Source organism: Janthinobacterium amylolyticum (assembly GCF_051380655.1).
In the GTDB taxonomy this organism is placed as follows: domain Bacteria; phylum Pseudomonadota; class Gammaproteobacteria; order Burkholderiales; family Burkholderiaceae_D; genus Janthinobacterium.
In genome coordinates this window covers 250,553-266,556 of record NZ_JBNYXL010000007.1, presented here as the reverse complement: position 1 = coordinate 266,556, position 16,004 = coordinate 250,553, and the positions used below count along the sequence as shown (strand labels likewise).

The window sequence follows — 16,004 nt, the reverse complement described above, 5'->3', positions numbered from 1 at the left end:
AGCATCGCCGGCCGCGCCCCGCTGCGCGCAGCAGGTTTGGTCAGGTGTTAATGAATAGGGTGAGTACGGAAGTGATCGCCGTCTTCGCCCTCGTCACCTTCATCGTCGCCATGGTCATGGCCGTGTGCGCCATGCACGTGGCCATGGGCGATTTCTTCTTCGGTGGCTTCGCGCACGTCAGCGACGGTCAGCGAGAAGCGCAGCGCGATGCCGGCCAGTGGATGGTTGCCATCCAGAACAACTTTGTCGTCGGCGATATCGGTGACCGTGAAGATCATCGCTTCTTCGTCCGGCGAATCGCTTTCCGGCATGCCTTCGAACTGCATGCCCACTTCCAGCGGCTCAGGCAGGCGATTGCGCGGCTCTACCTTGACCAGGGCGGGATCGTATTCACCGAAAGCATCGTCCGGTTCGATCTGGATCGTGTTGGAATAGCCAACTTCCTTGCCGTCCAGCTCTTCTTCGATCTTTGGCAGGGTGTTTTCATAATCACCATGCAGGTAGACCATCGGCTGGCGGCCGTCTTCGATCAGATTGTCTTGCGCGTCTGACAGTTTGTAGTTGACAGTCACGACCGTATTCTTGGCAATCTTCATTATGCTTCCTTTCATTGTATAAGCTGGCAAATTATACCTTCACGCCGCCAACGGCAGGCGCATTCCTGCATTTCCGGTTGTTATAATGGGCGCATGAAAACATTAACTCTCCTCGGCGATATCACGCCAGCGCAATTCCTGCGCGACTACTGGCATAAAAAACCCCTGCTGATCCGCCAGGCCGTGCCCGGCTTCAAGGCCTTGTTCGATTTCAAGGCGCTGGCCGAGCTGGCCAAGCTGGACCACGTTGAATCGCGCCTGGTCAGCCATGCCGACGGCCACTGGAATATGCAGCAAGGTCCGTTGACCAGCCTGCCCTCCCCGAAACAGAAGGAATGGACCCTGCTGGTGCAGGGCGCCAACCTGCACAGCGCCAAGGCCGACGAGCTGCTGCGCCAGTTCCGCTTCCTGCCAGACGCCCGCCTGGATGACCTGATGGTCAGCTTCGCCACCGATGGCGGCGGTGTGGGCCCGCATTTCGATTCCTACGACGTGTTCCTGCTGCAAGGCCAGGGCAAGCGCCACTGGCGCATCGGCGCGCAGAAGGACCTGAGCCTGATCGACGGCTTGCCATTGAAAATCCTCAGCAACTTCACGCCGGACGAGGAATTCACGCTGGAACCGGGCGACATGCTGTACCTGCCGCCCCACTACGCGCACGACGGCGTGGCCATCGGCGACTGCCAGACCTATTCGATCGGCTTCCGTTCGCCATCGTTCCAGGAACTGGGCGAAGCCTTTTTGCAATTCATGGCCGATTCGATCGACTTGCCAGGCATCTACAGCGATCCTGACTTGAAAGCCTCTGCCAAGCCGGCCGAAATCCCCCGCGACATGCTCAGCACCATCACGGAAGAACTGAACAAGGTGCGCTTCACGGAAGAAGACGTCACCATTTTCCTGGGCGAACACCTGTCGGAACCGAAGCACAACGTATTCTTTACGCCACTGTCCAAGCCGCTGACGGTGGGCCGCTTCACGGACGCCGCACAAAAGAAAGGTGTCGTGTTGTCACGCAAGACCTTGATGCTGTATCGTGGCAAGAATGTCTTCATCAATGGCGAGTCGTTTGCCATTGGCAGGGCCGATAAAGCGACCCTGGAAACCCTGGCCAACGACCGCGCCCTCGATGGTGCCGCCGTCGCCAAGGCTTCGGATGACGTGATGGATGCGCTGTACACCTGGTATCAGGATGGCTGGATCGAATTGGCGTAAGCAGGCGCGCCGCAACAAAAGTGGTCTTACCGTAGTGGGAGTTTGTGAATCTGCGCTAGCGCAATAAAACATATTATTTTTATATCGTTTTGTCGCGCTTTCGCAAAACACTTACACTTGCTTGCAATTTGCTGCGGCAATTATTGCGATATCACAAAAAAGTTGCGAATTTGCCTCTTGCTCCTATTGCGACGCACCAAAAATCGCTATAATATTCGGTTAGGAAGTTTCCGTTGTCTGGCAGGCACCACCTGGTACGAAAAGCCTTCGAAGACGACCTAACGAGCGATAATTACCGGTAATTATTCATCGCAACAATGTTGATTTATTTTTGAAATAATTAAGGAAAACAAATGAAAAAATCCCTGCTGATCGCCTCCCTGATGGTTGTTGCTCTGGCTGCTTGCAGCAAAAAAGAAGAAGCTCCTGCACCAGCACCAGTAGTTGAAACCCCAGCACCAGCACCAGCAGTTGAAGCTGCTCCAGCTGCTGCTGCTGACGCTGCTGCTTCGGCCGCTACCGACGCTGCTGCTGCTGCTTCGGCTGCCGCTTCGGCCGCTACCGACGCTGCTTCGGCTGCTTCGGCTGCTGCATCGGCTGCTAAGTAATTTAGCACCCTGCACTAGAGAAAGCCGGCCTTCGGGCCGGCTTTTTTACGTCTGGTGTTTTATTCGCAGGATAAACACCGGACGTCGGCAACAAAAAAGGCTGGCCCGGGAAACCGGGGCAGCCTTTTTTAATCTGCAGCAGGTTTTCATGCCTGCCGCGATCACCGTAGTTATTTCAGCTGATCGTTCAGCAAGCCCAGAATCTTCTCGGCCACTGGCGAGGTATCCGGCTGGCCTTCGTTGCCGAGGATGCTGACCAGGCTGGTCGAACCATTGCCGGCCTTGACCAGGACGCGGTAGCGCTGCGCTTCCTTGTCCTTGTCCGACGACGAGCCCCAGCTGAACAGTTTCGAGAAGAAACCGTCTTTCTTGACCGCGTCCGGATCGACGTAGCGCACGAAATACGTACCCTGCGTGCGGTCGCGGTCTTCCACAGTGAAGCCGACGCGGTCCAGCGCCAGGCCGACACGGCGCCAGGCGCGGTCGAAACCTTCATCGACTTCGATGGCGCGCGCCGGCGTGGCGGCATCGCCCACCAGCTTGGCATGCTGCGGCTGCACGATGGCGGCGTCGACAGCTGTCTTGGCTTGCGCTTCGTCGCCAGCAGCGCCCAGGCGCGTCATCAGCTTGGCCAGGAATTGCGCTTCCAGGCCCGGATCGTTGGGGCGCGCTGTCCAGGTGGTGGTTTCCTTGTCGCGGCCCGTGACAACCTCTTCCACGCCGCGGTGGCTGATGTAGATCTCGGTCGAACCATCGGCCAGACGTTCCACGCGGGTGCGGTATTTGTCTTTTTCGCCGCTCGAATACAGGCCGTCGAAAACCTTGCCGATGGTGCTGCGAATGATATCTTGCGGGATCTTGGCGCGGTTTTCGTTCCACTCGGTTTCCATGATGCCAGCCGTCGGCTGGTCGATGGCGATGGTGAAGCCCGCATCTTCCCAGAACTGCTTCAATTGCGGCCACAGCACCTCAGGCGACTGCTTGACCACCAGCCAGCGCTGGTTGCCGGCGCGCTCGACCTTGACGCCGCCCGCCGTGACAGGCACCACGCCCACCACGCCATCGGCGCCCACGACAACGGGCGCACCCGCTGCAGCGCTGCGCTGGGCGTTGTAGCCGGAAGCCGTGGCCACGCCGTTTTTCGAATCTGGCAAGGAGTAGCGGTTGTCCTGCTGCAATTGCGTCAGGTCAGGCGGCACGTCCAGGGTGCTGGCTTTCTTGACCGACTTGTAGTCGACCTTGTCGCCACCGACCACCGAACTGATCATGCCGCAGCCCGCGAGGCTGGCAGCGACGGCGCCGATGACGATGCCGCGGACGGCGATGGTGGCAGGCGCCGATTGGGTTTTCTTGCAATTAGTCATGTCGTAACTGGGATAGGAAGCTAAGTAGCAGCTGAAATCAGGGAGGGTCCGGACTGGTCGAGTCCGGGCTTAAAGTCCGGCCTTAAGACAGGACACCAGCGTCGCGCAAGGCGTCGCGCACGGTAGCGTGGCAATTTTCAGCCAGCGGCACCAGTGGCAGGCGTATGCCTGCAGGCATCAGGCCCATTTCTGCCAGCGCCCATTTGACGGGCACCGGGTTGGGCTCGACAAACAATTTCTGGTGCAGGGGGAACACTTTGTTGTTGATGGCGATAGCCGTGGCACGCTCGCCCGCCATGGCGGCCACGCACAGTTCGTGCATGGCGCGCGGCGCGACGTTGGCCGTCACGGAGATATTGCCGTGGCCGCCGCAGAACATCAGCGCCATGGCTGTCGGATCGTCGCCCGAGTACACGGCGAAGTCCGCTGGAACCAAACGCAGCAGGTCGATGCCGCGGCCGATATTGCCCGTTGCATCTTTCACGCCAACAATATTCGGGATGGCCGACAGGCGCACGATGGTCTCGTTGCTCATGTCGGCAACCGTGCGGCCCGGTACGTTGTACAGGATCACGGGGATGTCGACGGCTTCGGCGATGGCCTTGAAGTGCTGATACATGCCTTCCTGGGTAGGACGGTTGTAGTACGGCACCACTTGCAAGACAGCATCGGCACCCGCTTCTTTCGCGTAGCGCGTCAGCTTGATGGCCTCGGCCGTGGAATTGCCACCGGCGCCGGCGATGATAGGAATGCGTCCCTTGGCGTGCTCGACGGTCAACTGGATCAGTTCGCAGTGCTCTTCCACGCTCACAGTTGCCGATTCGCCCGTGGTGCCAACGATGACGATGCCGTCCGTACCCTCGGCGATATGCCAGTCGATCAGCTTGCGCAGACCTGGAAAGTCCAGACTGCCGTCCGCGTGCATCGGGGTGACGATTGCTACAATGCTGCCCTTGATCATAGTAAGTTTATAGCGCCGATAAATAAAACAACGATTGTAGCGGATAGCCCGCGCCTGTGGTGCATTCTACTTGGAAAGCCCGTTCAAAACGTCGGCAGCAAGGCTGCCAACCGTGGAAAATCTGGCCGGACAGCACAAATTCGTTGCACCAGAGCAGCTTTTGGCTGCTCCACGCGGCCATCCTCATACGCGACGACGCGCAAGCCCTGTTCCAGCGCCATGGCCAGCAGCTCGCCCTCCTTGAGCAGGAATGCCGGGTTCGACGGCTTGCCGAACTGCTCATTGCCTTCGGCAAAGGTCTCGTACAGCAGCACGCCATCGGGCGCCAGGCTGGCGATCATCGCTTCAAACAGCGGGCGGTGCAGATAGTTGGTGACGACGATGCCGGCAAAGCGTCCCGCCGCGAACGGCCACACGGCGCCCGGCGCCTCCAGGTCCACCAGCGACGTGACGATGCCGGGGCCGGCCGCCTTTTCCAGTATTTCCGGATCGTGGTCGAGCGCGATCACGGGATGGCCCAGGGTCACCAGGTGGCGCGCGTGGCGGCCTGCGCCACAAGCCAGGTCCAGCACCTCGCCACCGGGGATCAAAGGCGCCCAACGGCGCACCCAGCCGGAAATCGTGTCAGTGTCTACTACGTGTTCAGTTACTTGCATCGGTACTTCCATCAGTTAATGTCGTATTTGGCGGTATCAGCCCAGCAGCATGCGCAGCGGCAAAGTCATCGCGTACAGGATTTCCACGGCCCGCTGCAGCACCCCGCTCAACGCCAGGCCCAGGTAGCCCTTATAGCTAAGGAAGATCAGCAGCGCGAAGACAAACGGCGTGTAGCGGTCGATGCTGGCGTACTTCCTGGACAAGCTGCCGGGCAACAGGCCGGCGACGATACGCCCGCCATCGAGGGGCGGCACGGGTATCAAATTAAAACAGAACATGACGACGTTGACGGCCACGCCAGCCAGGCTCATCTCGTCAAGATAATTGCGCATGGCAAAACCTGGCGACATCGCGCCCAGCAAGACATGCAGCATCATCCAGCCAAACGCCATGGCCAGGTTGGCCATAGGCCCGGCCAGCGCCACCCAGGCCATTTGCTCCTTCGGCTTGCGCAGGCGGCTGAAATCGACCGGCACCGGCTTGGCATAGCCGAACGGCACGCCGATGGCCCAATACAGGGTCAAGGGCAGCAGGATGGTGCCGAAAAGATCGATATGCCGGATGGGATTGAGGCTCAGCCGCCCCTCGTTCGAGGCCGTCGGGTCGCCAAAATACCGGGCTGCGTAGCCATGCGCCGCTTCATGCAGGGAAATGGCAAACAGCACGGGCACCAGATACACCGCGACCGTCTGGACCGTCACATTGATATCATTCATGGCGCCGATTTTAACAGAGGCACCCGCTGTCCTTGCTTATGTTGCCATTAAGACCCCATTGCGGCAGCCAGCATCTTTTGCCTGCCGCAGCCGCATTGCGCTACCGGCACACGCTATCACGACAGCTAAAAACGGCGGCGGCACCCGCCCCGCCATGCCGCCTACAGGCCCAGCACGGCCGGGTCGCCGCGGCCCACGCGCACCACTTCCGGCTCCGGCCCCGTCAGGTCGATCACGGTACTGGGACCGTGCGCGCAGACGCCGCCATCGATGATCAGGTCGACCAGCTTTTCCAGCCGCTCGCGGATGGTGTCCGCATCCGTCAGGCTGTCTTCGTCGCCGGGCAGGGTCAAGGTGGCGCCCAGCAGGGGCTGGCCCAGTTCTTCCAGCAAACATTGCACGATGCGGTGCTGCGGCACGCGCAGGCCGATGGTCTTGCGCGACGGGTGGCTGAGGCGGCGCGGCACTTCCTTGGTCGCTTCCAGGATGAACGTATAGGCACCCGGCGTGGCCGCCTTGAGCAGGCGGAACTGGCGGTTGTCGACGCGCGCGTACACGCCCAGCTCGCTCAAGTCGCGGCACAGCAGGGTCAAATGATGCTTCTCATCCACGCCACGGATGCGGCGCAAGCGCTCGACGGCGCCCTTGTCGTCCAGCTGGCACACCAATGCGTAGCAGGAATCGGTGGGCAAGGCCACCACGCCGCCGGACTGGATGATCTGCGCCGCCTGCTTGATCAGGCGCAATTGCGGATTGTCAGGGTGAATCTGGAAAAATTGACTCATGGTTTACACGTTCTTCATATTGAGACAGTTATCATTATTGCACGCCGCGCAGGGCAGCGATGCGCTGCTCGATCGGCGGATGGGTGGCGAACAGCGCGCCCCAGCCGCCATTGCCGCCGCTGATGCCCAGCGCCTGCATCGATTGCGGCAGCTCGCCCGGCTGCACGCCGCCCAGGCGGGCCAGCGCATGCATCATCGGCGTCGGGCTGCCCAGCAGCTTGGCCGAACCGGCGTCGGCGCGGAATTCGCGCTGGCGCGAGAACCAGGCGACGATGATGGAAGCGAGCAAGCCGAAGATCACTTCGCACACCATGACGGTGACAAAATAGCCGATGCCGCGCCCGCCGCCTTCGCGGTTATTATTTTTCATCAGCATATTATCGACAAAGAAGCCCACGACGCGCGCCATGAAGACGACAAAGGTATTCACCACGCCCTGGATCAGGGTGAGCGTTACCATGTCGCCATTGGCGACGTGGGCGATTTCATGGCCCAGCACGGCTTCGACTTCATCGCGGTTCATGCTTTGCAGCAGGCCCGTCGAGACGGCCACCAGCGCCGAATTCTTGAACGCGCCCGTGGCAAAGGCGTTCGCGTCACCCTCGTAGACGGCCACTTCCGGCATGCCGATGCCGGCCCGCTCGGACAGCGCACGCACGGTATTGACCAGCCACAGTTCGGTGGACGAGGTCGGGTTGTCGATCACGCGCGCGCCGGTGCTCCACTTGGCCATCGGTTTGCTGATCAACAGGGAAAAGATCGAACCCGTGAAGCCCACCACCAGCGAAAACACCAGCAGGCTGCCCAGGTTCAGGGTACTGCCGCGCGCCGGATTGCCCACGCCCAGCAAACTGAGCACGAGCGACAGCACCAGCATCACGGCCAGGTTGGTTGCAATAAAAAGGACGATACGTTTCATGGGCGTTGGCTCCGGATGAAGAGGAATAACAATAACTAAAAGATAAGTGCGAGGTGACGCATTTTCAATGCCCGCGCGCGTACTGCGCTGAATGCCTGAGAAAATCGTCGCGAGCGGCAGTCAATGGTGGCCGGGAAACGGAGCCGGGCCAAAGCACAGCGGGCATCGCCAGCCGCAAGTGGCGCCGCGCAACAGATTTGCCTGACTACCAGCTAAAACCAGTCGTGCCAGATCGGGGTGACATTCGACGGCAAAGGCGGCAGCATGGCAAAATCCACGCGCGATTCGCCCGGTGCGTGGAAGTCCGTGCCGCGCGAGGCGAGGAAACCGTAATCGTTCGCCAGGCGCGCGTATTCCGGATACTGGTCGGGGCTGTGGCTGCCCGTGACGACTTCGATGGCCACGCCGCCGAGTTGCTTGAATTCATCGAACAGCACGCCTTGCGCCGTGTAGCTGAAGCGGTAGCGGCCCGGATGGGCGATGACAGCCACGCCGCCCGCGCCGCGTATCCAGCCGACCGCGTCTGCCAGGGTGGCCCAGCGGTGTTCGACGTAGCCAGGCTTGCCATCAGACAGGTATTTCTTGAACACGTCGGGGATGTTCGCGCATTTGCCCGTTTCCACGATGTAGCGGGCGAAGTGCGTGCGCGACATCAGGTCCGGGTTGCCGACGAATTTCAGCGCGCCTTCATAGGCGCCGGGAATGCCGGCCAGGTCCAGCTGGCGGGCGATTTCGCGGCCGCGCGCATCGCGCCCGGAACGCGTCTGCTGCAAGCCCTGCACCAGGCCCGGATTGTTTTCATCGACTTGCAAGCCGACGATGTGCACGGTTTCACCGGCCCAGGTGATGGAAATTTCCACGCCGGCCACGAAACGCATGCCCAGGTCCAGCGCGGCCGCGCGCGCGGCGGCGATGCCCGATACTTCATCGTGGTCGGTCAGCGCCCACACGTCGACGCCAGCCTTGCGCGCGTGCGCGGCCACGGCGGCAGGCGACAATACGCCGTCGGAGATATTCGAATGACAATGCAGGTCAACTTTAAGCATACAAAAACAATACCCTGCACGGGCTCAGCATGGAAGAAGTTTTCATTGTACGCTGCTTGTCAAATGAGGAAGTCGCGTTAGCGACACAGTAGCGCCTGCGCAGCTACGCCGCCAGGAACGCTTCCACCAGGCGCGCCAGTGCGACCGGCTGGTCGTGGTGCAGCATATGGCCTGCGTCCAGCAGCATTTCGCAACGCACATCCTTGATGCAGGCCAAACGGCGGTCGATCTCGATACGCGCCTCTTCCTTCGGCCCCATCCATTGCCACATATTCGTGTCATCGGCCTCCACCCACAGCACGGGTGCCGTGATGCGGCGCCAGCACGCCATCACTTCTTCCACCTGGTACAGGATGGGATTGACCCTCTTGTGCTGCGGGTCGCCCATGATGTCCCACTCGCCCGCCTCGTTCTGCGCCGACCAGTGTTCGGCGAGAAACGCCGCACGCTCGTCCGGCAGGCGCGGATTGGTCTTTTGCAGGCGCTCGGCCACGGCGCGCTGCGTGGGATAGCTGCGCATCTGCGGCGGTTCGCGCAATTCATCGAGCCACTTGGCATAGCGGCCCGGCGCCTGCTCAGGCTTGCTTGCCATCATGCCGAAGCCTTCCAGGTTGATGAAGCGGCTGATGCGCTGCGGGCGCACGCCCGCGTACAGGCCGGCCACGTTGGCGCCCATGCTGTGCCCCAGCAGATTGACGGGAGCGTCCGGCGAGTAATGCAGCAGCATGGCGTCCAGGTCGGCCAGGTAGTCGGGGAACCAGTAGGTGTCCGATTGCGTGTAGTCGCTCAGGCCAAAGCCGCGCCAGTCGGGCGCGATTACGTGCCAGTCGCCTTGCAACTCGTCGACAACGAACTGGAACGAGGCGGCCACGTCCATCCAGCCGTGCAGCATGAACAGGATGGGCGCGCCTTCGCGGCCCCAGTGGCGCACGTGGGTGCGCGCGCCGCGGATGTTGATGAATTCGGAACGGGAAAGTTTCATGTTTTTCATCGGATGCCTGCCTTGAAAGTGGCGCGGATGGCGCCACATGCTGTGTCTGTAGATAGTGCGGATATAAAAGTACGACCGTTCTATAATTATACCGGATAGATGGCCGGCGTTCGGACTTGTCCTGCAACAGCGTAAAATAGCGCAAAACTTCCGCGTCCGGCCATGCCCGGCGCTTCCACCACCGCCACAGGCTAACGATGACACTCTACCAATTGGGCGCCGATGCGCCGCAGATTGATGCTTCCGCTTTTGTTGCCGACACGGCCAACGTGATCGGCAAGGTGACCCTGGAAGCGAACAGCTCGGTGTGGTTCGGCGCCACCATTCGCGGCGACAACGAACGCATCACCGTGGGCGCCAACAGCAACGTGCAGGAAGGCGCCGTGCTGCACACGGACCCCGGCTACCCGCTCGACATCGGCGCGAACGTGACCATCGGCCACCAGGCGATGCTGCATGGCTGCACGATAGGCGACGGCGCCCTCATCGGCATCCAGGCGGTGATCCTGAATGGCGCGAAGATCGGCAGGAACTGCCTGGTCGGCGCGGGTGCGCTGGTCACGGAAGGCAAGGAATTTCCCGACAATATGCTGATCCTCGGCTCACCGGCAAAAGCCGTGCGGGCCCTGACGGCAGACGATATCACCAGGCTACAAGGCAACGCCGTCAATTATGTACAACGCGGCCAGCTATTTAATACGCAACTCAAGAAGATTGGATAAAAGTATGACGACTGAAACCACGGGCGCCGTCAGCGCTGCCGCCACCGGCCAGGATACCCTGCAAAAATTTATTTTCGACAACGCCGCCGTGCGCGGCCAGTTCATCGACGTGTCCCACACCTGGCAGGAAGTGGTGTCGCGCCACGCCTACCCGCTGGCCGTGAAAAAAGTGCTGGGCGAAATGGTGGCTGCCGCCGCCCTGCTGTCGGCCAACCTGAAATTCAACGGCTCCATCATCATGCAGATCCACGGTGACGGTCCCGTGCGCCTGATGGTGGTCGAGTGCGATTCCGACCTGCGCCTGCGCGCCACCGCCAAACTGGATCCGGACGCCACCATCCCCGACGTGGCCACCGTGCCGCAATTGCTCAACGCCACGGGCAAGGGCCGCTTCATCATCACCCTGGACCCGGCCGACAAGGTGCCAGGCCAGCAGCCATACCAGGGCATCGTGCCGCTGGACGGCGACGACATGGCCACCGTCATCGAAAACTACATGTTGCGCTCGGAACAGCTCGACACGCGCCTGTGGCTGGCCACGGACGACAGCGTCTCGCGCGGCCTGCTGCTGCAAAAGCTGCCGCACCATGGCGGCAAGGCCGAAGCGACGCCCGTTTCGGAAGAAGACGCACTCGATACGTGGAACCGCGCCGTGATGCTGGCATCGACCTTGAAAGAGGAAGAAATCCTCGCCACCGATATCGACACCCTGATGCAGCGCCTGTTCTGGGAAGAAACGATTCGCGTCTTCGACCCGCTGCACCCGAGCTTCCACTGCACCTGCACGCGTGAAAAAGTGGGCAATATGCTCAAGATGCTGGGCGAGGAGGAAGTCAACAGCACTCTGGAAGAAGTGGGACAAGTGGGCGTGAACTGCGATTTCTGCGGCCAGCACTACGAGTTCGACAAGGTCGATTGCGCGCAGCTTTTCATCACGGATGCGCCAGCTGAAGTGTTAATACCGCCCGCAGCCAGCATCAATTAAGCTCGACCCAGCATTACAGTTTCGTCATGCATCGACCGCGCCGCCCTTGAGGCGGCGCAATTGTTTCTGCTGTCATTCTCCCGTCATCAGTTCGTCATCAGCCCGTCATGCGGCGCCGTTACGCTGCGCAGCTTGTCTTACCCACACTACTTTCCACAGGCTGATGATGAACTCCCACTTGAAGCTGGCCCTGCGCCGCCGTTCCTTCCACGTTTTGCTGGGCGCCTGCGCCGCAGGCCTCTCCTTGCCGGCACTGGCGCAAACGGCCGTGGCCGCCGCCGTGGCGTCCGCCGCCACCGACATGGCCGCGCCCGCAAACGCCGCCGCTGACGACGGCGCGACGATGGCCACCGTGGAAATTTCCTCGCGCAAGACGCGCTCGTCTGTCTCCCTGAGCAAGAATGAGATCCAGAAAATCCTGCCCGGCACGAATCCTTTGAAAGCCCTGCAAACCTTGCCAGGCGTCAGCTTCCAGACGGCCGATCCATGGGGCAACAACGAGCAGAACCTGTCGCTGTTCGTGCATGGCTTTTCCGGCCAGCAGCTGGGCTACACCATGGATGGCGTGCCGCTGGGCGACCAGCAGTATGGCAACTACAACGGCCTGTCGCCGCAGCGCGCCGTCATCAGCGAAAACGTGCGCAGCGTGGTGCTGTCGTCCGGCGCGGGCGATCTGGCCACGGCCTCGACCAGCAACCTGGGCGGCACCATCGAAACCTATTCCAGCGACCCGCTGGCCACGCAGGGCGCCAGCGTGCAGCAAACCGTGGGCAGCCACCGCACCTCGCGCACCTTTGCCCGCTACGACACGGGCGCCTTTGGCGATGGCAGCAGCGCGTACGTTTCCGTGCTGCACCATGAAGCGCGCGCCTGGGACTTCGACGCGCGCCAGGGCGGCGACCAGGTCAACGCCAAATACGTCAACCGCAGCGACGCGGGCAAGCTGACCCTGTTCTTCAATTACTCGGACAAGATCGAGCCGAACGAGGACAGCACCGTGCACGTGGCCGGCGAGACGAGCGCGCCCTACACGCGCCCCTTCCTGTATCCGGACTTCAAGGCTGCCCTCAATTATTTGTCGCCAACGGGCGCCACGCCGGCCGCCGATGGCAACAATTACCGCAATTACTACAGCGATGCGCAGCGCACCGATTACCTGGCCTACGCCAAGTTCGACGCCAACCTGTCCGAAGGCACGATCTGGTCGAACCAGGTGTATTACCACAAGGATGACGGCGCCGGCGTGGTGGCCGGCCCCATCGGCGTGGCCGGCTTGCCGGGCCTGTTCAGCGTGTATTACCCCAAGCAGAACTTGAAGGAAGTTTTCGGCAACTCGGGCTACGCCGTGCGCACCACGGAATACGACATCAAGCGCGGCGGCGTCATTTCCACCCTGCGCAAGGAAATCGGCGAACACCAGGTCGAGATGGGACTGTGGCTGGAACAGAACCGTTCATCGGCCTACCGCCGCTGGTATGCGCTGGACGTGAACAACCCGACTTCGCCCTACGACCGTCCCAGCAATCCTTTGATCACGCAGTACGGCAGCGAGATCGACAATAAGGTGGTGCAGCTGCATCTGCAGGATGAGTGGCGTTTGCGCCCTGACATTGCCCTGCAGGCCGGTTTCAAGTCCAGCCTGCAGTTCGCCGATGGCCAGTTCCCCGTGCAGCCGGCCAAGGGCGCCATTGCCGGCGGTTCCACGGCCTTGCCCGTCGGTTCCATCACGACGAAAAAATGGTTCTTGCCGCAGGTGGGCGCGCGCTGGGATTTCACGCCGCAGGACCAGCTGTACTTCAATATCCAGAAAAACATGCGCCAGTTCGTCACCTATGGCGGTGGCGGCGCCTCGCCATGGAGCTTGTCGAGCCAGGCCGCTTTTGACCTCTTCAAGCGCGACGCCAAGCCGGAAACGGCGCTCACCTATGAAGTGGGCGTGCGCGGCAGCCACGCGCTGAACCTGGGCGCCATCACGGCCATCGATGGCCAGGTGAATGTGTACCACGTCGATTTCAGCAACCGCTTGCTGCAGATCAGCCCGACACCGGTGATTTCCTCCATCATAGGCGGCAACCCCGTGCTGGCCAACGTCGGCAGCGTGCGCACGGACGGCATCGATATTGCCGGCACCGTGCACTTCGGCAGCAATTTTTCGTTCTACAATGCCCTGTCGTACAACCGCTCGCAGTACGCGGACAATTACAACAATGGCGCCGCACTGGTCATGACGGCGGGCAAGAACGTGCCGGGCTCGCCCGAGTGGCTCAACAAGTTCGTGGCCTCGGCCACGTTCGGCGATATCGAAGTGCAGCTGACGGGAGACTATGTGGGCAAGCGCTACGCGACGTACACCAACGATTTGTCCGTGCCCAGCTACTTCCTGATGGGCCTGGGCGTGTCGGGCAAGCTGCCGGCCATGGCCAGCTGGCTGAAAAATCCGCGCTGGAGACTCAACGTCAGCAACCTGGCCAACCGCGAGGGATCGCTGAACGTCGTCGTGGGCGCGGCCGACAAGACGTATAACACCTTCCCGATCGCGCCGCGCCAGGGCTTCCTGACCTTGACGGCGGATTTCTGATGCGCGCGCCCATCCTCCCGCAACGGCATTTTTCACGCCGCAACTTCGTCCAGGCGGCTGCCGGCGGCCTGGCCCTGGCGGCCGCACCCGGCTTCGCGGCCGGCCTGCTGGCTGCACCACCGGCGCGGCCGCTGGTCTTCGCCCACCGCGGCGCCAGCGCCCTGCGCCCCGAGCATACGCTGGCCTCGTACGCCAAGGCCATCGTCGATGGCGCCGACTACGTGGAGCCGGACCTGGTCGCCACGCGCGACGGCATCCTGGTGGCGCGCCATGAAAGCAACCTGATCGACACCACCGACGTGGCGCGCCGGCCCGAGTTTGCCAGCCGGCGCGGCAAGAAGACGGTCGATGGCGAATGGCACGAAGGCTGGTTCGTCGATGACTTCACCCTGGCCGAACTGAAGACCCTGCGCGCCATCGAACGGCTGCCGAAAGTACGCACTGGCAACACCTTGTACGATGGACAATTCCAGATCCCCACCTGGGAAGAAATCATCGATTTTGTTGCAGCGCAATCTGCCGCCAGCGGACGCATCATCGGCCTGGTGCCGGAGCTGAAAAGCTCGACGTATTTCCGCGACGCGGGCCTGGCGCTGGAAGACCGCTTCCTCTCGACCATGCTGGCGCATGAATACACGCGCCGCGCACCGGTCGAAATCCAGTCCTTCGAAGTGGCGAATCTGAAGTATCTGCGCGAGAAGCTGGGACGGCGCGCCAATGTGCGTCTGATGCAGCTGGTGGTGGGTGGCGACGTGCGTCCCATGGACGTGGTCAAGGCTGGCGGAAAACTCACCTTCGGGCAGATGGCGACGCCAGCCGGCCTGCGCGACATTGCCGCATATGCGGACGTGGTGGCGCCGCCCACGCGAGCAATCATCCCGCTGGGCGCCGACCAGCGCCTGGCGCCGCCGTCCTCCATCGTCGACGATGCGCACCAGGCAGGCTTGCGGCTGCACACGTGGACCTTCCGCCCGGAAAACCGTTTCCTGGCGGCCGATTTCCGTGACGGCAATGGTGAAAACGCGCGCAATGAAGCCGGTTCCGTGGCTGAAATGCGCCGTTACATCGAGACGGGACTCGACGGTTTTTTCAGCGACGATCCGGGTTTGGGACGCATCGCCGCAGGATAAACCGCAGGATGAACATTTCGTAACAAATTCATTTTCGGGGCGTGGCCGGTGGCTACGCCCTTATTATTCGTTTCTTGAATTTCTGAAATTGGAATTTGAAATTAGACATATATCGCCAACTCCATTATTGTGCAATGCAACAACAGACCATTCATGGAGGGCATATGTCCACTTTTACCAACACTTACAGTAACGACAACGACAACTATTTCAGCAACCTGGGCCGCGCCACGCGCGCCTTCCTGGGCGCCCTGCTCGCTTCCAAGCCGTACAGCGAACTGGCGCAGAAGGAAGTCATCACCACGGGCACCAGCAGCAGCACCGAAGAGCAGCGCCATGTACGCCCGAGCAAGCGCGATATCGCCCTGCTGAACTCGGAAGCAGCCCGTTACGAGCACCTGATGCCGAATCTGGCCTCCGAGCTGCGCTTCCTGGCCTCGCGCGGTTAAAAAAACGCCCAGGGCGGCGTTGCCTGCGCCTTGCCGTACTTGCGTACTGTCTTCGGCTTGGCGCCTGGCCCTGGACGTTTTTTTACGCTAACTGCGTACCAGGCTCAAGGTGGCGTTGCCTGCGCCTTGCCGTACTTGCGTACTGCCTTCGGCTTGGCGCCTGGCCCTGGATGTTTTTTTACGCTAACTGCGTGCCAGGCTCAAGGTGGCGTTGCCTGCGCCTTGCCCTGGACGTTTTTTACGCTAACTAATTTATTCACAAGGAATTTATATGATGTTCAT

General features: G+C 61.3%; 16 protein-coding genes. 7 read left to right on the top strand and 9 right to left on the bottom strand.

All coding sequences use genetic code 11. From position 1 onward, the window contains the following. Positions 1 to 47: 47 nt before the first annotated feature. Entirely contained in the window at positions 48 to 596 is a 549-nt protein-coding gene (locus ACQ4WR_RS16915) for an FKBP-type peptidyl-prolyl cis-trans isomerase (RefSeq protein WP_102295305.1), read from the bottom strand. A 93-nt stretch (positions 597 to 689) separates the two neighbouring features. Here ACQ4WR_RS16915 and ACQ4WR_RS16910 point away from each other — a divergent pair, with 93 nt between their 5' ends. Both ACQ4WR_RS16910 and ACQ4WR_RS16905 read left to right on the top strand, forming a co-directional pair. Then, on the top strand, positions 690 to 1,811 hold the full coding sequence (locus ACQ4WR_RS16910; RefSeq protein WP_102295304.1) for a cupin domain-containing protein: 1,122 nt from the start codon (positions 690 to 692) through the stop codon (positions 1,809 to 1,811). Between the two features lie 353 nt (positions 1,812 to 2,164). Continuing rightward, on the top strand, positions 2,165 to 2,419 hold the full coding sequence (locus ACQ4WR_RS16905; RefSeq protein ID WP_034783358.1) for a hypothetical protein: 255 nt from the start codon (positions 2,165 to 2,167) through the stop codon (positions 2,417 to 2,419). Positions 2,420 to 2,589: 170 nt separating this feature from the next. Here the strand turns inward: ACQ4WR_RS16905 and bamC are convergent, their stop codons facing one another. The 8 genes from bamC to ACQ4WR_RS16865 form a co-directional block, all read right to left on the bottom strand. After that, a complete protein-coding gene (gene bamC / locus ACQ4WR_RS16900) occupies positions 2,590 to 3,783 on the bottom strand; it encodes an NlpB/DapX family lipoprotein (protein WP_436488608.1) in 1,194 nt (397 codons plus the stop codon). 82 nt (positions 3,784 to 3,865) lie between these two features. Further along, positions 3,866 to 4,744: a 4-hydroxy-tetrahydrodipicolinate synthase gene (gene dapA / locus ACQ4WR_RS16895; RefSeq protein WP_102295300.1), complete on the bottom strand. Its 879-nt coding sequence runs from the start codon at positions 4,742 to 4,744 to the stop codon at positions 3,866 to 3,868. Between the two features lie 83 nt (positions 4,745 to 4,827). Further along, the gene (locus tag ACQ4WR_RS16890; protein WP_436488606.1) at positions 4,828 to 5,400 is read right to left on the bottom strand and encodes a class I SAM-dependent methyltransferase; all 573 of its coding nucleotides are present in this window, start codon (positions 5,398 to 5,400) and stop codon (positions 4,828 to 4,830) included. A gap of 36 nt (positions 5,401 to 5,436) precedes the next feature. Continuing rightward, positions 5,437 to 6,117 (bottom strand): site-2 protease family protein, encoded by a 681-nt coding sequence (locus ACQ4WR_RS16885; RefSeq protein ID WP_102295297.1) that lies wholly within the window; start codon positions 6,115 to 6,117, stop codon positions 5,437 to 5,439. Between the two features lie 161 nt (positions 6,118 to 6,278). After that, positions 6,279 to 6,902 carry an L-threonylcarbamoyladenylate synthase gene (locus ACQ4WR_RS16880; protein ID WP_102295296.1) on the bottom strand — a complete coding sequence of 208 codons (624 nt, stop codon included), beginning with the start codon at positions 6,900 to 6,902 and terminating at the stop codon, positions 6,279 to 6,281. Positions 6,903 to 6,936: 34 nt separating this feature from the next. Then, positions 6,937 to 7,821 carry a protease HtpX gene (htpX, locus tag ACQ4WR_RS16875; protein ID WP_436488603.1) on the bottom strand — a complete coding sequence of 295 codons (885 nt, stop codon included), beginning with the start codon at positions 7,819 to 7,821 and terminating at the stop codon, positions 6,937 to 6,939. Positions 7,822 to 8,033: 212 nt separating this feature from the next. Beyond that, entirely contained in the window at positions 8,034 to 8,867 is an 834-nt protein-coding gene (locus ACQ4WR_RS16870; protein WP_102295292.1) for a 3',5'-nucleoside bisphosphate phosphatase, read from the bottom strand. Positions 8,868 to 8,970: 103 nt separating this feature from the next. Beyond that, positions 8,971 to 9,849, bottom strand: a complete 879-nt coding sequence (locus ACQ4WR_RS16865) for an alpha/beta fold hydrolase (RefSeq protein WP_102295356.1) — start codon at positions 9,847 to 9,849, stop codon at positions 8,971 to 8,973. Between the two features lie 206 nt (positions 9,850 to 10,055). On the opposite strand from ACQ4WR_RS16865, the gene ACQ4WR_RS16860 reads away from it, so the two are divergent. The 5 genes from ACQ4WR_RS16860 to ACQ4WR_RS16840 all read left to right on the top strand — a co-directional run bounded on the left by ACQ4WR_RS16860 (position 10,056) and on the right by ACQ4WR_RS16840 (position 15,722). Beyond that, positions 10,056 to 10,580 (top strand): gamma carbonic anhydrase family protein, encoded by a 525-nt coding sequence (locus ACQ4WR_RS16860; RefSeq protein WP_102295291.1) that lies wholly within the window; start codon positions 10,056 to 10,058, stop codon positions 10,578 to 10,580. Between the two features lie 4 nt (positions 10,581 to 10,584). Then, on the top strand, positions 10,585 to 11,565 hold the full coding sequence (hslO, locus tag ACQ4WR_RS16855) for an Hsp33 family molecular chaperone HslO (protein WP_436488600.1): 981 nt from the start codon (positions 10,585 to 10,587) through the stop codon (positions 11,563 to 11,565). 163 nt (positions 11,566 to 11,728) lie between these two features. Next, the gene (locus ACQ4WR_RS16850; protein ID WP_436488598.1) at positions 11,729 to 14,143 is read left to right on the top strand and encodes a TonB-dependent receptor; all 2,415 of its coding nucleotides are present in this window, start codon (positions 11,729 to 11,731) and stop codon (positions 14,141 to 14,143) included. Positions 14,144 to 14,154: 11 nt separating this feature from the next. Beyond that, positions 14,155 to 15,273, top strand: coding sequence for a glycerophosphodiester phosphodiesterase (locus ACQ4WR_RS16845; RefSeq protein WP_436488768.1), 1,119 nt, complete (start codon positions 14,155 to 14,157; stop codon positions 15,271 to 15,273). Positions 15,274 to 15,437: 164 nt separating this feature from the next. Beyond that, the gene (locus tag ACQ4WR_RS16840) at positions 15,438 to 15,722 is read left to right on the top strand and encodes a hypothetical protein (protein ID WP_102296212.1); all 285 of its coding nucleotides are present in this window, start codon (positions 15,438 to 15,440) and stop codon (positions 15,720 to 15,722) included. Positions 15,723 to 16,004 lie beyond the last annotated feature (282 nt).

Excerpts from the sequence above, each read along its gene's own strand:
- ACQ4WR_RS16890 (WP_436488606.1), bottom strand. The coding sequence starts at position 5,400 with ATGCAAGTAACTGAACACGTAGTAGACACTGACACGATTTCCGGCTGG.
- ACQ4WR_RS16840 (WP_102296212.1), top strand. The coding sequence starts at position 15,438 with ATGTCCACTTTTACCAACACTTACAGTAACGACAACGACAACTATTTC.
- ACQ4WR_RS16905 (WP_034783358.1), top strand. The coding sequence starts at position 2,165 with ATGAAAAAATCCCTGCTGATCGCCTCCCTGATGGTTGTTGCTCTGGCT.
- ACQ4WR_RS16860 (WP_102295291.1), top strand. The coding sequence starts at position 10,056 with ATGACACTCTACCAATTGGGCGCCGATGCGCCGCAGATTGATGCTTCC.
- ACQ4WR_RS16865 (WP_102295356.1), bottom strand. The coding sequence starts at position 9,849 with ATGAAACTTTCCCGTTCCGAATTCATCAACATCCGCGGCGCGCGCACC.
- hslO (WP_436488600.1), top strand. The coding sequence starts at position 10,585 with ATGACGACTGAAACCACGGGCGCCGTCAGCGCTGCCGCCACCGGCCAG.
- bamC (WP_436488608.1), bottom strand. The coding sequence starts at position 3,783 with ATGACTAATTGCAAGAAAACCCAATCGGCGCCTGCCACCATCGCCGTC.
- ACQ4WR_RS16915 (WP_102295305.1), bottom strand. The coding sequence starts at position 596 with ATGAAGATTGCCAAGAATACGGTCGTGACTGTCAACTACAAACTGTCA.
- dapA (WP_102295300.1), bottom strand. The coding sequence starts at position 4,744 with ATGATCAAGGGCAGCATTGTAGCAATCGTCACCCCGATGCACGCGGAC.
- ACQ4WR_RS16880 (WP_102295296.1), bottom strand. The coding sequence starts at position 6,902 with ATGAGTCAATTTTTCCAGATTCACCCTGACAATCCGCAATTGCGCCTG.
- ACQ4WR_RS16910 (WP_102295304.1), top strand. The coding sequence starts at position 690 with ATGAAAACATTAACTCTCCTCGGCGATATCACGCCAGCGCAATTCCTG.
- ACQ4WR_RS16870 (WP_102295292.1), bottom strand. The coding sequence starts at position 8,867 with ATGCTTAAAGTTGACCTGCATTGTCATTCGAATATCTCCGACGGCGTA.
- htpX (WP_436488603.1), bottom strand. The coding sequence starts at position 7,821 with ATGAAACGTATCGTCCTTTTTATTGCAACCAACCTGGCCGTGATGCTG.
- ACQ4WR_RS16885 (WP_102295297.1), bottom strand. The coding sequence starts at position 6,117 with ATGAATGATATCAATGTGACGGTCCAGACGGTCGCGGTGTATCTGGTG.
- ACQ4WR_RS16850 (WP_436488598.1), top strand. The coding sequence starts at position 11,729 with ATGATGAACTCCCACTTGAAGCTGGCCCTGCGCCGCCGTTCCTTCCAC.